The following is a 21,107-nucleotide window of genomic DNA, read 5'->3' as shown; positions in this document are numbered from 1 at the left end:
ATGCTGAAGTACTTTGACTTGCAGATACAGACGCTGAAGCTGATTGACTTGAGCTTACTGATGCTGACGCGCTTTGGCTAGCTGATACAGATGCTGAAGCTGATTGACTTGCAGATACTGACGCTGAAGTGCTTTGGCTCGCACTAATTGACGCAGACTGGCTCGCGCTTACTGATGTTGAAGCACTTTGACTAGCTGATACAGAAGCTGAAGCTGATTGGCTTGAGCTTACTGATGCGCTGGCTGATTGGCTTGCTGATACAGATGCTGAGTGACTTGCACTTACTGATGCTGAAGCCGATTGACTTGCGCTTACTGATGCACTTACGCTTGCACTTGCTGAAGCACTTTGGCTTGTACTTGCTGAGCTTGATGCTGATTGGCTAGCACTGATGCTTACTGAGATAGATGCTGAAGCGCTTTGGCTCGTACTAATTGACGCAGAGTGGCTCGCGCTTACTGATGTTGAAGCACTTTGACTAGCTGATACGGATGCGCTGGCTGATTGGCTTGCTGAAGCACTTTGGCTAGCATTTACTGAGCTTGATGCTGATTGGCTTGCACTGATGCTTGCTGAGATAGATGCTGAAGCACTTTGACTTGCAGATACAGAAGCTGAAACTGATTGGCTAAGGGATCCGCTTTCTTTAACATTTACTTGAATGTCCTTAAAGTTAAGCTGTCCCGCTTCGTCAGTGATCTTATATTTAAGTGTTACAGTTCCTGTTTTAGTAGGCGTTCCAGAAATTTGGATAGATGGGATATAACCAGTTTTACCAGCCCCTGGTTCATTGCTTTTAGTAGTAACTGTTAATCCAAGAGCTTCTAGTTCTTTCTTACCATGAATCAGTTCAACCGCTTGATCCGCAAGGTAAGAACTTTGCCAAGAACCAACAGACTTATCTCCTTTGTTATTACCATCATGAACATATAAAGTTTCATTAACTCGTTTACCGACTTCAACCTCAGGAACTAGTGGTTCAGGGGAAGGAATTAGTGAGTCTTTGCTCTTGTTGATAATTGACTCCTGCGCAGCCTCAGTTACAACTTCTTCTGGACGGCCTAGATAGGTAAAGAATTCAGCATCCTTACCTCCCACTCCATCATTATGTCTGATAAGATAATTAGGATTTTCAGTTTTAACAGTCCCCGTAACAGTGACTTTAGGAACATAGGTAAAATCAGCACGTCTTTCCACTCCTTGAACAAATCTCAAGCCCATATTTCTGGTCCAACCACCATTACCAGCGTACAAAGTAATAGCATTTCTAGCATCTTGCTCATATCTATACTGTTTATCATTATGGAAATAGTAGGTTTCATTGACTGTATCTCCTACTTTATATTTTGCAAGAGGAGCCAGTGCTTCTTTTTTCCCTTCGGCATCATACGTTACAGCAGGTCCCTTAAACTGAGAAGTAGTGAAGTTCATGAATACGCTGGTTTGAGGAAAGCTACGTCCATCAAAGGTCACATCCAGATTGACACTACTTCTAAGTGGTTTTGGATTATCACTCTTAAAAGTTACATATGGAATATAACGTCCAGGAGCCACTTCCACACGACCTGTTTCCGAGGTAATATTATATTTCTCTTGTGCTTCTTGCCAGTTTCGAGTCTCTAGAGTTGTTCTTGGAGAAAGTCCTGCAGACTCACTATCCTTATATGAACCGTAAGGATATTCGTCCGCATCAAATTGAGACTTATGCATGTAATATGTTACCGAGAAAGGAACACCTGCTCGTCCCAGAAAGACCCGTTGTCTATTTAAACGACCACTTGTTTCTGGAGAGTTGATGCTATATGGATCGGTATTTAGAAAGAAAGGTTCTTTTGATCCAGTATCGATCGGATTTGCTCTGAATCCAGAATACCCTGTCTTTGGTGCAGTCGCTACAGTATTGTCAACCTTTTGGTTTTTCTCAGCTTGCTTGGTTGTATCCTTACCTTGAGCTTGGTTCTTGTCTGCTACAATACCAGCTGCGATGTTGTTGCTTGTTGTTGCTGCTTGGCTTGTGCTAAGAGCTGCACTTGCCAAACTTTGGTTAGCACTACCTGATACAAGACTTACCGCAGGATTGACCTTAAGGTTGAGCGATGCAGAAGCTGAGGTAGACACAGAAGCCTGAGCTGATGGTCCGCTAACAACTGATGTACTCTCAACTACAGAGGCAGGTGCTTGAGCGCTTGCTGACTCTGATGGTGTAGAGCTTACTGATGCAGATGCTTTTGCACTTGCTGAGACTGATGTAGGAGCTGATGCTGATTGACTTGCTGAGGTAGATTGACTGACTGAAGCTGACTGACTTGCTGAGGCAGATTGACTGACTGAAACTGACTGACTCGCACTCGCTTGATCCTCAACAGATTGACTGACTGATACAGAAGCTGTTGCAGATGCTTGTTCTGCTTGAGCTTTCTTTACTTCCGCTTGCGCTTGAGCGATGATTGAGTTGGCACTTGTTTCAGTTGTTTCAGCTACTTTCGGTTCAGCTGCGATGACTGTTTTATCCTTTTCTGTATACTCAGATGTTTCATCCGCATAAACAGTTTGCTCTTGAGTCATCACAAATCCTGCAGCCCCCGCGGCCAGGATTCCCCCTATACCCGCTAGCGTGTTAAAACTAAGGTGTGCGTGATCAAGTTCTTCAGTGTCTGACAGGGTACTAGAGACAACTTCGCCCATCCCACCGATACGGAAGAGATCCAATTGAGAGTTCGAGGCTTTTACCCAGTTTTTGCCCGACTTGTAAAGCTTATAACGCTTTTTCTCATCTACGATCTCGAAATCTTTGTTAAATTTTTTACTTCGAAACATTCGATTCCTTTCTTTTATCCAATTGCGACCCTTTGTTAATCTCATGACCATTAACAAAGTGTAGATTGCGCTGCCTCCCAAAACCAGAGTTAATAAAAGTTGCAGTCAGTTTCAGTTTTTATCCCTTTGACTCAGAAAAAGCAGATTTCAACTGGTATACACCAGTTGCTTTTATCTAGTATATACCATCTATTATTTTACCAAAACGGATTCCCCTTTTCAAGTAATTATATGTGAAATAACAAATGAAAATAGCTAATTTTTTCAGAAAATCCGCTTTTAAGTTTCAAATTATTGAAAGCGTTTTATTATCTTTTGAACCCCTACTCCCCCCTTTCGCACTAGTTCAATTAGATAGAGGCAAAAAAACCTTGACGATTTGCTCGTCAAGGTTCATCTTTTCCAGAGACCTCCTTCATCCAGAAAAAATCCTAGAAAAAGTGTCCCAACTGCATGATGATTGTGACTAAAAGGGTGATAAGAAAAAGAATACCACCTAGAACTGCAATCATACTAAACTCTTGCTTCTCTCTTTTCAACGGTTTTCTACGATTATCTAGTTGCTCGTTGATATGCTCCTGCAGAATTCCCTTTTGCTTCTCTTGCATGATTGTCCTCCCTTACTAAATCTGCATAAAGGAACTTGCCTTCATCGAAAGCAAGTTCTCATGTATCTGGTTAAAGAATGGTCTTATATTGCTCCAAACTAGCTTGATTAGCAGCCTGTTTCTGTCTAGCAAGTGCTGCTTCCATCTCTGATGAGTAAGCAAGGACAGCTTGAATCTTATCCACCATGGTTGAAACATTTTCTGGCGCGTAAATGTGATCATCCGCAATAAATCGACGGCTATGGCAAGTATTTGTGAAGCTGAGAATCAACATGTTGTTCTCAAAAGCTGTGCGACAAGCATTGAGGATTTCATCGCTGATATTGATATCTAAATACAAGTCACATCTCTCAAAAAGCTCTGCAACCTTGGCCGGACGAATATTTGGATAAAGCGAAACATTCGGATAACGATTGAGCCCCATCAAATGGCCAGACATTTCTGTGATGGCTCCTATATGGAAATGTACATTTGGCAGCTGATTCAAGAGCTGCTCTATTTGCTCAAGCTGATCACTATTGGTCAAAATCAAGGCTTCTGGATTCATATTATTAAGACGCTGGTAATCATAAATATAACCAATATTGTGGAAATAGACTTTTTCTTCTGGTGTTACCAAGCTTTGAATTTTCTCATATACCTGTCTGTCCTGAACAGCGATGCGGATATTGCGATGAGGCATTTTCATAGCTACTTTCATATTACCAGGTAAGGCTTCTCCGATAGGCTCTTGCCAGAAAAGGACATCTTCTGCACGACCATTTTTAGGACGAAGAGCGTAGGCCACCAAGAAGGGGGTTGCTAGAGAATTATAAATAATACGATCTGTATCATACCCACGATATTGCAAATAAAAGATGACAAATTCTTGTTTGGATTTAAAGATATGACGCTTGCCCTCCAGTGTCAGGATGATATCACCAGTCAGATGATTTTCCATAATCACCACGACATTGCTCTGGTCAAAATAACGAGTATGGGTCGGACGTTGTGTCTGGTCGTAGGTTATTTGTGCAAAAAGCCGTCCTTTACGATTGTAGATATCTGCTGCTCGAACCTGCCCCTCTGTATCCAACCATTCGACAGCCCGCACACGTCTTTCATGCGTTGGTTGGCGATAAAAAATATTCGCACGCTTCTTGCCCATATCCAAGATTTCCCCATTTACATTGCTAGAGCGAATCTCCCATAGGTGCGGTTTGGGGACAAGATTAAAATAAATTGGACGGCCCTCTGGTGTGTCCAAATCTCCTGTAAAATAACTGTAAGGAGACTCGACATCTGGTGAAAGATAGCCATCGTCTTGTACAACAACAACAGGACAATCAAGTCCTGTTGCTTTTAATGAACGTAACAAATCAAAACTTGCTTGATCATAGCGGTCAAACAAACAAATCATAGTGGTTATGCCTTTCTTTCTGAATCCTACTTAGTTGGTCTGAGCAGATTGAACCAGATCAGACCAGCGCTGGGCAATATGCTCATCAAGGTAAGGCTCAGCTATCTCATAGGATACACGGGACAAATCTTCTTGAGAATGTTGAGTTAATAGCTGAACAATCTTTTCCGCATACTCTGTCGTCATGGCATCTAGATCATCTGGACGAGCCTTGGGAATCAGGTAGCCATTTTCTCCATCGCGGATAAAGGTCGGATTGCCATAACGAACATCAAAGCCAATGATGGGCAGGCCAGAACCTACTGCTTCCAACAGAGTCAGACCAAAACCTTCACTTGTAGATGCTGCTAGATAAGCGGAATAATTTTTGTAAATATCCGCCATATGATGATGCCCCATCAGTCGAATATACTCTTCTGCCTGCAGATCCGCAATCAACTTCCGTAGCATAGCTTCCTCACCACCTGTACCGTAGATATCAAAGGTGATTTCCGGTAATTGCTCATGCGCCTTCACTACAGAGTGAATCAGCCAATCAATATGCTTTTCACTGGCTAAACGAGAAGCTGTCATCAAACCAAAAGGTTTCCGCTGACCTTCTGGTCGACGCAGTTGATCCAAGCTACCCACAGGAATAGTTAAAATATTCTTCGGCTTGATGTCGGTATATTGAGCAAACTGCTCCTTCAGCAGCTCTGTTTGAGCATCCGTCGAGTTGATGATGTAGTCCACTTCTTCCGCATACTCAAATTGATACTCGTAGTAATTATTCCACAAGATATACTCTTTTTCTGCGGGATTTTCACTGAAGTGGTCTGCGTGAACGATGACAGCTAGTTTAGCAGCCCCCTTATTGGCGAAGATTGGCTGGCCAATATCTGTCTCTCGGTCTAGAATCAGTAAATCCTTGTCTGTCAACTTCAAGCTTCTCATGAAATGAGCAACAAACTCCTGCTTGGAGTAGAAGACCTGATCTGGAAAACGATAAACTTGCGTTTCTTGCTTACCGTCTACCTCATCGATAATCTCTTCGTAAGCCACACTACCGTCTTCATTGAGCCAAGTCCGTTGATAGAGACGAGCCCGACCATCTACAGGACTATAATACTCAATAAAGTTTTTAGTATAAGTATAATATTCTTTCTGAATGAGACAGCCACGCGAAACAATCTCTGCCCGCTCAATCAGTTCATTATCCATATCGCATGAATAGCACGTTACGAAATCATTATCTCCAAACAAGATCCGAAAGGTCTTGTTCTCAGGATTACGGACGATTTCTAGAGGTTCTCTATCAAAACTAGCTAAGACTTGTGCTAGAGTGTAGGTTGTTGGAGCAATCTTAACATCTGTAAAATATTGATAGAGCCAGATGACCTCAGAGTCTTCAAAGCCGATATTCTTCGTCAAATGTTCAATATTATCGGCTGAAATAAAATCCATAAAGATGAATTTTGCCTCTAAGCCCACACTGCGAAGCAATTTTGCACGATAAATTTGTGCGTACTCAACCCCGCTGCTTGCCCAACCAATTCCTAGGTTGATGTTATAAATTGTCATAAACCATGTTCCTCTTACAAAAGATTATCTTTTTTAATTCTTGAAAGGCGTTTGATGATTTTTCCTTTCTTCTTTTTCTCTTTTTCTTTATCTTCGTCTTTAGACTTTTTGACAGGAGAAGTGAAGTAAGTAACGGGAACAGAGCTATCTGTACCTGTCTTAGCAAATGTTTGCTCAATATTGACAACTTCTTTTTGTGGAGCAGAGATTTCTACTGGGACTTCTTCCTCACCAAAAACATCTGATTCATTTACTTCTTCTTCATGCGTTTCAAGAGAAGCTTCATCGAATAGACTTTCAGCTTCAACTTGCTCATTTGGAGCCTCGTCTTCTTCTAAAGGTGTATCAAACAAACGCGTAGCTTCATCTTCCTCTAAAGGAGTATCAAATATGCTTGCAAATTCGTCGTCTTCCGAAGCTTCCTCGATTAGACTTGCGATGTCAATTTGACCCTCTAAAGTTTCTTCGTCTAGAATCTGACCAATTTGACTAAGAAGCTCTTTGATTTTTTCCTTTTGTGCCTTATAGAGCTGTTCCGTTTCAAGACGTTTTTTCGTCAATTCATCGATCTCTTCAAGGATAGACGATCTTACTTGTAAGAAGTCTTTCTGAGCTTTTTCTAGAACCTCTTGAGCCTCTTTTTCTGCCTTTTCATGTGCTTCAATAATCAGCGATTTAGCATAAACGACGGCTTCACCGATTTCTCTTTCTTGGTTCTTTAAAGCATCAATTTTTTTACGTAAAGATTCAATTTTCTCATTCTTTTTACGAATTTCACTATCAAATCCTTCTTCTAACGATTCAATGTATTCTTCAACTTCCTTGGCACGATAGTTACCAAATAGGGTCTTTTTAAGTCTCATTCTGCTCCCTCTATTCTTCATTTATTCTAATTATATACTATCTTATCAATTGTAGCATAAAATGACGCTTATTACCATTGTTTTATAAGTCTCCGAGCAAAAAAATCCGGATACTACAGGAGCAAATAAAATTCTATTTACCCACTAGCTCTATGCTTTTCTTAGTTTTGTAACCTTATTCTTTTATAAACAAAAACACCTGAATAGATGATGTATGATCCATTCAGGTATTTTCTTAAAAGGTAACTAAATGTAAAAGCGTCTATTTTAGAAATTGAGATCTACCCAGCTAAGAGGTGCATAACCAAGAAGCTCAACGCCATCATATTCTACTGTTTTAACGATCTCTTGAATATTCGTTTTTAGCTCTTCTATTGATCGGCTGTCTGACTCATCTAATACTAGATCATCTTCCACAATAAATAGTGGCTTTTGATAGCGGTCATAAAGATTATTCATAGCTAGGCGAAGACCTACAGGATCAATTGGATTCTTATTGGTATTGTTATAGCCATATTTATTGATAAAGACTTCTTGAGAATTACTAGATGCATGGTAACTAAAGCTAACAAAATCAACCTTTCCGACTCGTAAGTCAAAGAAGTCATCATTTTCAATATCTAAAGCAATCTGCTCACGTTCTAAACGGCGCAAGAAATGGTTTGGATAAGAGCCACGAACTTGTACATCTGTAAAGACATAGTTTTCACGGTTCTTGACTTCTGCTTCCATCGCATCAATCGCACTATCTAGATTCTGACTATAGTTACGACTAACTACCAACATGCCGCCAAATTGAAATTCTGGATTGATTGATTTTCCAAGCTTAACAGCACGTGCCGAAGCGACCAATTGATAGTGAGCTGCCTGCCAGATTCGTTGGTTCCGATTTTCTCCATCTTCAAAGGACAGACCACCACCAAGATATGGTAAATGATGTAAAATATTAAATTCATTAAAAGTAATCCAATATCTTACCTTGTCTTTAAAATATCTGAAAACAGCTTCTGTATAATGCTCATAAAGTTCAATCATCTTGCGGCTCTTCCACGCACCGTATTTTTCATACAGATGAAGGGGAAGATCGAAATGACTCAAAGTTACAATCGGTTCAATGTCCTTTTGCAACACTTGATCAATGATAGCTTCATAATATTGCAAACCTTCTTCACTTGGCTGCGCTTCCTCTCCAGTTGGAAAAATTCGCGCCCAAGAGATAGAAATTCTATAAACATTGAAGCCCATCGATTGAATCATATTCAAATCACTAACATAATCCGGTTGACTCGCTAAAGTAAATTGCCCCAGAAGATCATAGGCACCTATTGGTACTTTTTTGTAGTTGATTTCCCCTGTCAGTACTCCTATACGTGGTTCACTAAGTGGTAATACATCCATCGTTCCCAAACCTTTATTGCTGTTGGGCATCGTATTTCTAATCATAATGACTCCTTTTAATTTTGTGAATATATGTGGATACTATTGCATCCTCTAGTATCTTTAAAATTATCGCTGGTCTTTCTTATTTTGAGCGATAGAAGCCAATCCAGATAATGTACTAGCGACATTTTTTAAGTCAGGAGAAATTGGCTGTAAACCTGGTCTTACCATCTGATATGCCTCTTGATCAGTCACGCTCAAGTTTGGAGTTGTAGACACTTGAACAGACAAGCTTTCTTGAGATAGTGCAACCGCCTCTGAAAGTTCCTGAGATGCAAGGCTCATACTTTCAAGCGATTCTTGTTGATAGGCAAGAAGCATTGACTCTGTTCGAGACAAGCTAAGTGACAGAGATTCTGAGACTTGTAAACTATGTGATACTGACTTAGACTCTGAAACACTCTGTCTGTAAGAAAGCAACTCTGAGACTGAAATACTGTAAAACTCAGATAAGGAAACTCTCACAATACTTTGACTGATTTGCTCTGATTCACTCAGGGAAATCGACTCACTCAAACTAAAGGAAGTTGAGATGCTGACACTATAACTAAGAGATTCTGAAAGACTGATAGAGGTTGAGGTGCTCTGACTAGCCGACTCTGAAACTGAAATTAACTTGCTCTCATATGCAGATTGGGCAACAGAAGCACTAACTGAGAGTGACGAACTGAGCCAATTATACTCTGAAATTGATTGACTCAAACTTAAAGAAGTTGAAAGGCTTGCACTCTCACTTAATGATTCAGAAATACTGAGACTCTGGCTAAGGCTTTCAGACTCACTCAAGCTCAAGGAGCTTGAAACACTCAGGCTTTGACTCAAGGATTCTGAAACACTGAGGCTCTGACTAAGGCTCTCAGACTCACTCAAGGAAACTGATTCACTTAAACTAAAGGCAGTTGAACGGCTTGCACTCTGACTGAGAGATTCTGAAACACTCAGAGAGATTGAAGCACTCTGACTAATAGAGTCGGAAATCGATGCTAACTTGCTTTCCAATTCAGATTGGGCAACAGAGGCACTAACTGAGAGTGACGAACTGAGCCAAGTATATTCGGAAAGTGATTCACTCAAACTAAAGGAAGTCGAAATGCTTGCGCTCTGACTCAAGGATTCTGACACACTAAGGCTCTGGCTCTCTTGTTCAGATTGACTGACTGAAATTGACTCACTGAGACTCAAAGAATGTGAAGCGCTGACACTTTGGCTCAAGGATTCTGAAAGGCTGAGACTCTGACTAAGACTTTCAGATTCACTCAAAGAAGCGGACTCACTCAAACTCAAGGAGCTTGACGCACTGAGACTTTCGGATTCACTCAAGGAAACTGACTCACTCAAGCTGAAAGAAGTGAAGACGCTCACACTCTGACTGAGAGATTCTGAGACACTAATAGACTCGGAAATTGATGTCAATTTGCTTTCCAATTCGGATTGAGCAACAGAGGCACTAACCGATAATGAAGAACTTAACCAAGTATACTCGGCAATGGACTCACTCAAGGAGATTGACTCGCTCAAAGAGATTGACTCGCTGAGACTGAGAGAAGTTACTGTCCATTCACTCAAAGATTCTGACAGAGAAAGGGACTGGCTATAGCTAAGTGATTCTGATAGCTGCTGACTCTCCTTGGCTGATTCAGACTCGAAAAGAAGTTGAGAAAAAGCTTCACTCAAGGATAGAGACTGACTGATGCTCAAAGATTCAGATGCCGAAAGGCTAAGTGAAGTAAACTCAGACTGAGCCAACCATTCAGAAGTAGAGAGGCTCAGGCTAGTGCTAAGAGAAATCAAGAAAGTATCTGGCTTATTCTCGTTTACTGAAAGTGAATACGCTTCCTCCTCATAAACTGAATTCGAAAGACTCATAGAAGTCTCTTCTAAGGCACTTAGAGACTCAGATTCTGAAAGGCTCAGACTAGCACTAATGGATTCTGACAGAGAAACTGACTGACTATCCGCTACCGAAGTTGAAACGAATTCGCTAAGAAGGATAGAAGCCGACTCGGAAAGACTCTCGCTGGCACTGATAGAAGCGGATAACCATTCACTCTCATAAAGTGAATCTGATTCTGATATGCTGAGAGATTCAGATTCAAAGATACTCCAGTACTCAGACTCAGAAAGGCTCTCACTTGCACTGATAGAAGCAGATAGCCATTCACTCTCATAGAGTAAATCTGATTCTGATATGCTGAGAGATTCAGATTCAAAGATACTCCAGTACTCAGACTCGGAAAGACTATCACTGGCGCTGATAGAAGCGGATAGCCACTCACTCTCATAAAGTGAATCTGACTCTGATATGCTGAGGGACTCAGATTCGAAAATACTCCAGTATTCAGAATCGGAAAGACTATCACTGGCGCTTATGGAAGCGGATAACCACTCACTCTCATAAAGTGAATTTGACTCTGATATGCTGAGGGATTCCATTTCGAAAATACTCCAGTATTCAGACTCGGAAAGACTCTCACTCGTGCTGATAGAAGCGGATAGCCATTCACTCTCATAAAGCGAATCTGACTCTGATATACTGAGAGATTCAGATTCAAAGATACTCCAGTATTCAGACTCAGAAAGACTCTCACTCGCACTAATAGAGGCGGATAGAGATTCATCCTCAAGAACCAGCTCAGATTCTGAATCTGATTGATCGATAATGTGAGAAGAAGAGTCTAAAGAAGAAGAGTCTAAAGAAGAAGTCTCTAATGAATCATTTTCCCACAGCGAATCTTGAAGAGGACTCTCACTTGTTGAAACAGAATCACTATCGAAATGTTCAGCAGACAAACTCATTGAAGTCGAAACACTCATTGATAAACTTTGGCTGACATTTCTTATCAGATCGTCTACTACCAAGCTATTGTTGGCTTGAAAATCTTCAAAGTCTTCCATAATAGAAATTGGCTCTGTCTGTGGTTTTAATTCTTCATTAATACCTAACACAACCTGATTCTGCTCTTGGGGTTTTCGGCTAATCGGTTTTAAGATGGCTGCATCCGGATCATAATAATTATCATCCTCCGTCACCAATCGTTTAAACTTCGATATAACGCGCTTAAACCCCTTTGCTTTTGCTTTATTATTCTTACCCATAAATATACATTTTCTCCCGAATGCAGTTATATCCTTATTATAAAGTCTATAGCACAATCTGTCAAAACTTTAGCCAAAGAAAACCTCTAATTTCCCTGTAGGCTGAACATTGACATAACTAAGCGCCATATTTTTTATAATTTTAAGATTCATGTCTGCATTCATTCTCTTATATGACTCAAAAGCCTCTTTATGAAACTCAAATACAGGATTCTTTTGTGCATAACCTTGACTAACCACTAAAGTTTGAAATTGTTGGAGATAGTCAACTTGCTCCACCCAGCAATCATCCACTGCTCTTAACACTGCGATGCGCTGAAGCTGCCCAAACAGTTCTGAATCCTCAATTCTATCGCGTTTTCGCTGATATTCTTCAATGAAAAGCTTAGATAGAAACTTCTTAACCTGATGAATGTTTGTCACATCTAAATCTCTTGGAATTCCTTGACAATAGTAACTAATGTTATCCAAAACAAATCGATACAGATCGGCATGCTCTCTAAATGGATGCTTATTTATATAGGCGTCCATAGCATCTGATAAAACAGATAAAAAATATTCTAGTTTAAAGTCAGAATGAGCAATAATGTCATTGCGCTTGTTATAAATGATCTGCCGTTGAATTCGGATACTTTCGTCATACTGCTCTGTTGATCGTCTTGAAGCAGCTGCCGCATTGTCGCTGTTTCTCTGAGCTTCTGTCACCTCATATTTAATACGAACAGATTTTAGATGAACCTTCTGTTTTTCCTCTGGCTTGGCGACTTCTTTTTGATAAAAATCATTGATCCACTTACTGCCAGTCTTTGTGATAATATCATCTTCAAGTGAAACAAAGAATTTACTTAGTCCAGGTGCGCCTTGACGGCCTGCACGACCACGAAGCTGCAAGTCCACTCGTTCACTGGACATTCTCTCTGTTCCAATAACCGCCAGTCCGCCTAATTTAGCAACACCTTCTTCTAGGATAATATCCGTTCCACGACCAGCCATAGAGGTTGCGACGGTTACCGCAGAACGCCGACCAGCCTGTGCAATCATCTCTGCTTCTTTTGCTGCATTGTAGGCATTTAGCACATTATGAGCAATCCCTTCCTGCAACAGGAGCATGGAGTAAATTTCTGACATTCTTACCGATCCTGTCGCAATCAAAACTGGCTGCCCCTTTTTGTGTAGTTTTTTAATATAATCCAAAGAAGCATAAAGTTTTTGAGGGATAGTTAGATAGATCTCATCTGGATAATCAATCCGTTGATTGGGTTTTCTAGTTGGTACAACGACCACTCCCAAGTCATACACTTCACGAAATTCATCTTCACAGACCTTCCCTGTACCCGTCATCCCCGCCAATTTAGGAAACATCTTGAACAGATTTTGATAGGTAATAGAGGCCATGGAACGTGTTTCTAAGGAAATCTTTACGCGTTCTCTCGCTTCCAAGGCTTGGTGCAAACCAGATTGAAGTTTATTCCCTTCTAAAACTCGCCCTGTTGCCTCATCCATCAACTTGACTTCGCCATTTTCTACAGTATACTGACGATCTTTTTCAAATAAATGATTGGCCCTTAAGGCCAAATTGATTTGACGGATCAGTTGGTAGTTATTTGGATCGTAAGCATTTTGTACACGGAAGTATACTTCTGCTTCCTTGACACCTTTTCTCGTCAACCAGACTGAAGTCCGAGTCGAATCCAGCTTGAAATCTTCCCCTTCTTTCAAGGTCTTAACAAACTCATCACAGGTAACAAATAGATTGGACTGAACCCGCGGAGAGCCTGATATAATCAGAGGCATCTGTGCACTATCCAAGAGAGCTGCATCAACCTCATCCACTAAACAGAAATAGAACTTAGGCAAAAATTTCTTTGCTTGAGAGGTCGCTAAATTTTCTTCAAGATAGTCAAATCCCAGCGCACTATGTGTTGTATACACGATATCACTTTGATAAATCCGCTGCTTTTGCGCAACCTTCAATCTTTTAGCTGGATTTTCTGAAACACCAATCCCAACTGTCATTCCTAAGTAATGAAAAACAGGAGCCATTTGTTTAGCGTCACGTATCGCCAAATATTCATTGGCCGTAACCAAGATGGTGCTGTTTCCAGTCAAGGCATTTAAGTACAAGGGCAGAATTGCTGTTAGTGTTTTGCCCTCTCCCGTCCTCATCTCGGCAATCTGATTGTCTTGCATGACTAAGGCACCTAAGATTTGTACATCGTAAGGGTAGAGCCCCAAGACGCGCTTAGCCGCTTCACGAATGGTGGCATAGGCTTCTGGTAAAATTTCCTGCAGCCTTTCTCCCTTAGAAAGACGGCCTTTAAACCATTGAGTTTTGGACTGCAATTCTTCATCTGACATGGCTGCATAATTATCAGAAAGCTGATTAATCTTTTCTAAGATTTTTTTATAACGCCTTAGCTTAAAGGAATTAGCTAAATGTAATTTTTTAGGCTTCATTCTTTCTCATCCACTCTTCCGTTTTCTCCAAGTCTATTTTTTGAAGCAAAAAGGACTGATCCAACAAATAATCAATTTTGGTTAGTACCCGTGGCCTATTTTTCAGATGGGCATACTCTTTTACTCTAGCTGAATTGAAGCGTTCCAGTAGCAAATCTCTAAATAAAGGATAATTTACCCTATTTTGATAGCGAACAAGAACATGCTGATAATCCAATTCTGGCATGAAATCATCAGTCACTAAAGCATAGGCATTTTCAAATTGCTGTGAGTAAAGCAAGGCTGCGATATTTGAAATCGGCCCATAGCCAGCAAAAGCGACCTTTTCAAAAGAATATTCTCGAGACAGCTTTTCAATTGTTCCAAGTAAGATTTCGAAAAACTCTTTTTCCATATACAAAAGAGCGTCTTTATAGGAAGAATTGACTACCAGCAAATTTGGAAAATGTTCCCGAACAATTTCTGGAATGTAGCCCGTCCGATTGAAATCAGGCTCCGTAAAGCAAACGTAAATCGTCTCTTGATTGACATCCTTATGCAACAATTTCGAAATCCAATAGCGATCGACAGTATAATCTGCCACACCTTCTTCAGCAATATAGATGCTTTCAAACAAGAAGCGATGGCAACCTGAACTTACTAATTGAATTTTATAATGATGGGTATTATTAGGAACACGAACGCTCATTGTCTCACCCTGCTTAATGATTTGATTAAAAATCTCCTCATCACGCGCATTCATAAATTCAATCTTCAAGTAGGTCGAATTTTCAGGAAGAGTCTCCAGATGGCTGCCAAAGATATATTTTTCTCCTCGCTTCAATTCAGGAAGCTGGCTCGTATTTCGTAAAGCCTGATAGTTTGCTTGCGAATGCCATTCATGAATGACTGTACCAGACGGCATGAACTGATTCTCATATAAAACATGCCCATCTGCTAGCAGCTTCACAGACGATCCATATAGATACTGTGATACACTTTGCATATCCCAATAAGCAAAATAGATTTCTTCCTTGTATCTCACGAACCAAACTTCCTTTCAAAACTATTCACTAATAAAGTTTTATACTGATTAAAGAACCATTCGACAATTCCTTGCGTATCATCATTATGTCGTCCAGTCAATCCTTTACTAATGATATTAACGCGATAAGCTCGCTTTCCTAGCTCTTCTAGCATATCAGGGTAGGCCGTACCATCGTAGTCATCATGATACATATAAGACACAATAAATTTCGTCCTTGAAAAATCAGCTTCTTTGAATGCTGACCAGAAGTGCTCATTAAGTTGAGCTATTCCTTCCTCTGATAATTCTCCTGTTGTACGAAGCACCAAATCTAAAGAAGTAGGAAAACCTCCAGGACGAATCGTGGATTCATTCTCTGCAATATCGCCTAAATTTACTAAGGGCTTACCGACAATCACTGCATGAGGCTCTAACTTGGAAGCATAATACAGGGCTCCAAAGGTCCCCATTGATAGTCCGGATAAGGTCAACTGATCCCTTGTAAAGCCTAATTCATCTAAACAGTGATGAATAACCTGAACAAGCTTTTGCTCTAGCTCTTCTGAGCCGAGATAGAAAGCACCACCCTCAGAACGCGGATCTCCAATCAACAAGAAAGGCGCTCCCAAATTGTTCATCATCCAGTATCCCTCAAATCCTTCAGCTGGACGATAACCAGAAAAATAAATATTGAGAGGTGGCTTCAAATCACCAGGATGGAAGTAGTAAATCAATTCCTCCCGATTTTTATCCACAACACGATTTCCACCAATCAACAAGTCCCCATAACCCAAATGAGACTGGCGATGGTGGAATGGTCCAATTTTCACAATTCCTTGCCCCTTCACTTGAACACTGACGCTTAGGTAATAAGAATCGCTGGTATCCAAAACGAGAGGCTTATCAAAAGATTCTTCATCATAAATCCATTCTTGCATGGGAGAATTGCCAACTGGATAACCCTTGATGACATAACGAATTGCGCAATCTTCAGAATTTCTGAACTCTGGCCATAAATCCAAAGGGGCGTCTGCGCTCAGAAAGATATTGTACTGATAGGTTGCTACAGTTTGGTAATCCTCACCATATTGGCCACACAGACGGAGATAGTTAGTTCCTTCATAGTTAATCTGACCTGAAAAGGAGGGATTGACGGCTAGATGATTAACACTGAGCTTGGTACCACTTTGCTTGGAAGAAAAGCCCCGTGAAAATAGATACAGCATCTGAGCTGGATCTTCAAAAGTAGACTGAACGGCTCTTTTGCGTAAAAGGAATCTCTCCAAGGTTTTTGTAGTGATTTGACAGCGCTCATGATAAAACAAGCGATAAACCTGAATTAAGCTGTCCAATACTGTGATGTACTCAAAATGCTCAACAGTATCTACCAAGACAACATCATAGGGCTTAACAGCCTTCGGTTTCCTCCCATCCTTTTTTAAAATACCAATATCTTCCGGCAAGAGAGACATGATATCTTCTGGCTTAACAAATGTCCATGCGATATTACTAGGAATCTCATATTGGTGCTGCCAATTCTCATTGGCAATCTGTAGGACACTAATTCTGTTCATTTAGCTTTAATTCCTTTATCGTATTTTTCCACATTTCGACAATTTCTCCCCTTGTATACAGCTCAATCCTCTTAACCGAATGCACCAAAGACTGATTCCAGTGTTCCAAATCTGTGAGGTAATACAAGAGTGCCTCTTTCAGGTTAGAAATATCATTCATAATCCAACCATTTTCGCCATGCTTCACATAGGAAGAATTATACAAATTCACTTGAGGAATCCCTCCGCTGATACCTGCAATTTGGGTTCGTATATCTGCGGGGCTTCCCAAATCCAAGATGACCCGAACATACTTCAGAGCCTTTGCCAAATCGGTATCACTATGAATCACCACAGTATCAATTCGCTCTCTGAGGCTATCATCATCTTCTAAGCGTGGATCACCACTCTTAGCAGCCTTATCCTTGTCAACAAGGAGCAATTTTTCTGCATACTTTGTTGATGATAAAGATTCCTCAAGAAACTGTCGAATAGAAGCTTCTCGACCAAAATCTTGACTCTGCGTCCCGACCAATAAGTCAATCCACTCATGTTGCAACATCATATCAAACAAGGAAGTAAAGACATATTGAAGATGATGTTCTGGTAAAGTATCAAAATTGACATAGATAATCAACTCTTTTTTCCGCTGACTATGCCCAAGATTCAACTGTGTGTCATAGGGTGGAATCTCATAATAAGCAGGAAGTTGCTCTTCTTCTACTTCCCCCACTTGTTCTGCAATCTTCACGATTTTATCCAAGCTATCTACCACAAAAAATGGGGTATCTTTTAAATCAGAGAATAATTGTTCTGTATTCGTAATCGGATAACGATTGCCAAAGAAGGACAGAACAACAAGATGATCCTTCTTAATCTGTTGGAAAAAATGATTATGCTGCACATCTGCTGAAACAATAATTGAATCATCCTTGGTTAAAACAGAAGCCAAATGCTGCTCTAGCTTTTCTTTAACAAGTTCTTCAATATTCTGATAGACATCCTTGGCAAATGTGCCCTGTGCCTCAGGATTGATAATGACCTGCTGGTTATCGGCTGTCAAAAATTCTCTGAATTGCCATATCCCTTGTGCATTCAGATAGTCCTGATAATAAGGCTGATTGTGCTCAAAATAGATAATACTGGAGACAAAGCCACGGTCATCAAAAACAAGCTGATAATCTATCTGATTATTTTCAAAATAGGTAATATCAAAAATATTACCTATTTGTGAAAAATTAATCTGAGCATGAGGTAGGTGATCAACGTGAACATCTACAATAAAAGGAGTATAAAAGATTTCTGCTCCCTGAGGCCATTTCAAATCATCCAAACGAATTTTTCGTGCAGGCACATCTGTCAGACCTTGTATGCTATCAAATAGATTCCACATTTCATCTGATGAAAGTCTTTGTTGATAAAAGAAAGTCCGAATATGAGGTGAATAATTCAAAATCAAGACAGAGTTGGCTTCTCCTGATTGTTGAAACATCCGTAATAAATTTACGGCATCGTCAAACATCATATTTTTCGGCTGCAGATAGAAAGGTAGGGCAGTAGAATACCATTTTCGATCTTGTTTATACCAAGAAGGTACAAAGTAAAACATATCCCTCTATTCTCCTTTTACTTCTAGTTCTTTATGATAATAAGTCCCGATTCTTAAGATTCGTATTTCTTCACGCAAGGGCAAGAGCATGCTGATCAAAATGACTAGTGTGCTTGGCAAGGTCAAAAAGAAACTTGGTAAAGGCAAGAAGAAATTAATAAAATAGGGCAGGCCGACATACATGATGAGATAGATAGCACCTATATTTGATTGCAAAGAAATATAGTGTTTTAACACTTTTAAGGTTTCTTTCCCAGGCTGAATATAGTCAAAATATTCTCCCTGACGCTGCAAGCGTTTCGCTGTCTCTTCCGGTTCCAAATTGATATAGGCAAACAAAATACCCAACAAGTAAATCGCAACTAGATAAACAAGGAGACCCAAGGGCTTTGTAAAGTCAAACAAATTCCCAAATTTTAGTGAAAATCCTTTCCCCGTCCAGTCTAGTAATAATTGGAACAACATCAAGACACTTGTTGCATACATAATGGGCATTCCACCAGAAGGAATGAACTTAATTGGCAAATAAGATTTATCATAGTAGCGACTGCTTAACATGATCCGATTGAGAGGCAGACGTATCTCGGCTTTCTCACACACAACAGCAACAAAGGTCAAGAGAAGATAGGCCAATAGAGCCACAACTAACATCATTCCTCCTCGGACAGAAGACAAGGATTTCCCAAGCAAGACTATTAATTGGTCAGCAAACTGGAGTAAAATCCCTGAAATGATAATAATGGTTGACCCTCCCACTCCTTTACGAGTATTAAGGCTTGACAACCAAATAATAATAAAACTGCCTGTCACAACTGTGAGTAAAACTGCTAGATTATAGAGCCAATCATCCACTAGAAGTAGAAAGCGACCATTTCCTCTATAAGCGGTGTACATAATGGCCAGTCCCTGCACAATCGCAAAGAACAAGGTTAAGATTTTTTGAAAGAAATCCGTTTTTTTAAGGGACCAAGATTGTATATTCCAGCTTTTCTTTAGGTTCATGACTTGCCATACGATCATCGTCGTAATCCAAGGTCCTAAGCCCAAAGAAAATACTGAAATCTGAGAAACATCAATTCCTGCCAGCAAATACAAAGCGGCCAAGGGATTGTCTTCCTTTATCCGAAAAGCTTCCATACTGCCATTGTAGCCCGGAAGCAAGATATGTCTTCCTAATATATAAATAGCTATAATGAACAGGGTAAAGAGGATTCTCTTTCTAAAAATATTCTGATGCTTCTTTTTCTTAAGACCAAAGTGCTCCATTTATTATCCTTTATTTGTATTTTGGACTTGCCCAGAGTCCTCTTTTCATACATAAACTTGTCTTTTAAGCCAAAGACTTAAGAAAGCAAGCCCATTCCATAGAATTATAGATAAGGAATCAACTTGCTTTCTCTATTTCGATTACAAAATGTGGGGCAGTTCGTCATTTAATTAAAATCTGATCGAATTTTTTCCACCATTTCCTGATAATTCTCATGTGAGAATACTTGCTCTGAAACCCCTTCTGTTTGAACATTATCAAAGGCATAAACAGGCTTACCAGACTCTTGAAACTCCCTAATTACAGTATCGAATTTCTGATCGTGATTGATATCAAGATAAATGTCGCTGCTCGCAAGTAAATCTCTCAAAGGATATGGCAAAATTGCAGGGTGCAAACGAACATTTTCATAAGCCATCAGTTTGAGTAACTTATCAGACATCTGTGTATAGGCAGCAATATGAAATAGACAGTTTGGTAATGCATTCACCAAATCTTCAATTCCCTCTAGCCTATCTGAGTTTGTCAAGGTTACACAGTGGAGAGCAAAGCCTTCATCCCTCTGTTTAATAGCTTTCTCGACATCAAATTCATCTGTCTCAATAATTGTAGACCAATCAAGAGAATTGTAAAACCACCATACTTCACGCAGACGCATGTTGGAAACAGTGTTCCATGGTTTTTGACCAGAAATATAATGCAAAACAGCAGGTAGTGGAGAAAGTGGAATTTCGAAAATCCAGTCATGCTTATCTAGCGCAGCTCCCATGTCAAAACCGATTTGAAAATTGTAAGTATCTTCCAAATCAAGTTTTTTGCCCTCAAACATCAAATTCAAGATAGACTGATCACCTTCAGTAAAATTGGCTAATTCTCTATCTGTCAACTCAACCAATTGCTGAGCCATGTTTTCTTCACGCCAACGCTTATTATTGATGAGCATCATTCCAGAATTAAAGCCAAAGCCTACTCCATATGTCGCGCGAGTCGTTGCTACATAATAATCCTCCAGATCTATCTCAAAAAGATGGTCCAGATTTCGTGTCACAACAATATCACAATCTAAATATAAAACTTTATCTGCTGCAACGTAATTCGGTATAAAATAGCGCCCATAGGCCATGTAGTTGATATGAGCGTAAGTCCCAGCTTCCCATTTCGATTTCACCTGATCGTCAATCTGGTCATTGAATAATTTCACATCGTTCAACTGACTGCCAGCTGCTTCCACCTTCCGACGCGTATAGTAGAACCATTCTTGAGGAATGTCCTGATTAAAAACATAAATATCTAGATTTTTATGATGACAGCAAAGAGATTTTATTGTTGTTTCAATCTGTCTGATATACCCATAATCTCCCGAAACCACAATGGCTTTTTTCTTTTCCAAAACACTACTCCCACTAAGCTTATTCAATTCTCTAAAAAAAT

At 40.1% G+C, this 21,107-nt stretch carries 13 protein-coding genes; all 13 read right to left on the bottom strand.

All coding sequences use genetic code 11. The features are described from left to right. A partial coding sequence (locus A0765_RS10590) for a KxYKxGKxW signal peptide domain-containing protein (RefSeq protein ID WP_257000788.1) occupies positions 1 to 2,818 on the bottom strand: 2,818 nt, incomplete at its 3' end. Positions 2,819 to 3,249: 431 nt separating this feature from the next. Beyond that, positions 3,250 to 3,426, bottom strand: coding sequence for a hypothetical protein (locus tag A0765_RS02745; protein ID WP_062004508.1), 177 nt, complete (start codon positions 3,424 to 3,426; stop codon positions 3,250 to 3,252). A gap of 70 nt (positions 3,427 to 3,496) precedes the next feature. Then, positions 3,497 to 4,825 carry an accessory Sec system glycosylation chaperone GtfB gene (gene gtfB, locus A0765_RS02740; protein ID WP_062004507.1) on the bottom strand — a complete coding sequence of 443 codons (1,329 nt, stop codon included), beginning with the start codon at positions 4,823 to 4,825 and terminating at the stop codon, positions 3,497 to 3,499. A 30-nt stretch (positions 4,826 to 4,855) separates the two neighbouring features. Beyond that, positions 4,856 to 6,385, bottom strand: a complete 1,530-nt coding sequence (gene gtfA / locus A0765_RS02735) for an accessory Sec system glycosyltransferase GtfA (RefSeq protein WP_062004506.1) — start codon at positions 6,383 to 6,385, stop codon at positions 4,856 to 4,858. 14 nt (positions 6,386 to 6,399) lie between these two features. Beyond that, on the bottom strand, positions 6,400 to 7,269 hold the full coding sequence (locus A0765_RS02730) for a coiled-coil domain-containing protein (RefSeq protein ID WP_257000787.1): 870 nt from the start codon (positions 7,267 to 7,269) through the stop codon (positions 6,400 to 6,402). Between the two features lie 246 nt (positions 7,270 to 7,515). After that, positions 7,516 to 8,691, bottom strand: coding sequence for a family 1 glycosylhydrolase (locus A0765_RS02725; RefSeq protein WP_062004504.1), 1,176 nt, complete (start codon positions 8,689 to 8,691; stop codon positions 7,516 to 7,518). Positions 8,692 to 8,754: 63 nt separating this feature from the next. Further along, complete coding sequence (locus A0765_RS02720) at positions 8,755 to 11,784, bottom strand: serine-rich family protein (RefSeq protein ID WP_062004503.1); 3,030 nt, start codon at positions 11,782 to 11,784, stop codon at positions 8,755 to 8,757. 69 nt (positions 11,785 to 11,853) lie between these two features. Continuing rightward, complete coding sequence (gene secA2 / locus A0765_RS02715; RefSeq protein ID WP_062004502.1) at positions 11,854 to 14,241, bottom strand: accessory Sec system translocase SecA2; 2,388 nt, start codon at positions 14,239 to 14,241, stop codon at positions 11,854 to 11,856. Continuing rightward, positions 14,231 to 15,265 (bottom strand): accessory Sec system protein Asp3, encoded by a 1,035-nt coding sequence (gene asp3, locus A0765_RS02710; protein WP_062004501.1) that lies wholly within the window; start codon positions 15,263 to 15,265, stop codon positions 14,231 to 14,233. Before asp3 ends, secA2 begins: the two co-directional genes overlap by 11 nt. After that, positions 15,262 to 16,821: an accessory Sec system protein Asp2 gene (asp2, locus tag A0765_RS02705; RefSeq protein WP_062004500.1), complete on the bottom strand. Its 1,560-nt coding sequence runs from the start codon at positions 16,819 to 16,821 to the stop codon at positions 15,262 to 15,264. Before asp2 ends, asp3 begins: the two co-directional genes overlap by 4 nt. Then, positions 16,808 to 18,409 carry an accessory Sec system protein Asp1 gene (asp1, locus tag A0765_RS02700; protein ID WP_062004499.1) on the bottom strand — a complete coding sequence of 534 codons (1,602 nt, stop codon included), beginning with the start codon at positions 18,407 to 18,409 and terminating at the stop codon, positions 16,808 to 16,810. Before asp1 ends, asp2 begins: the two co-directional genes overlap by 14 nt. A 6-nt stretch (positions 18,410 to 18,415) precedes the next feature. Further along, positions 18,416 to 19,675: an accessory Sec system protein translocase subunit SecY2 gene (gene secY2 / locus A0765_RS02695; protein ID WP_005590785.1), complete on the bottom strand. Its 1,260-nt coding sequence runs from the start codon at positions 19,673 to 19,675 to the stop codon at positions 18,416 to 18,418. A 167-nt stretch (positions 19,676 to 19,842) separates the two neighbouring features. Then, positions 19,843 to 21,066, bottom strand: a complete 1,224-nt coding sequence (locus A0765_RS02690; RefSeq protein WP_005590786.1) for a glycosyltransferase — start codon at positions 21,064 to 21,066, stop codon at positions 19,843 to 19,845. Between the last annotated feature and the right edge of the window lie 41 nt (positions 21,067 to 21,107).

It is taken from the genome of Streptococcus cristatus (assembly GCF_001588905.1).
GTDB lineage: Bacteria > Bacillota > Bacilli > Lactobacillales > Streptococcaceae > Streptococcus > Streptococcus cristatus_N.
The sequence above is the reverse complement of the archived record's forward strand: the minus strand, read 5'-3'. Positions and strand labels throughout refer to the sequence as shown.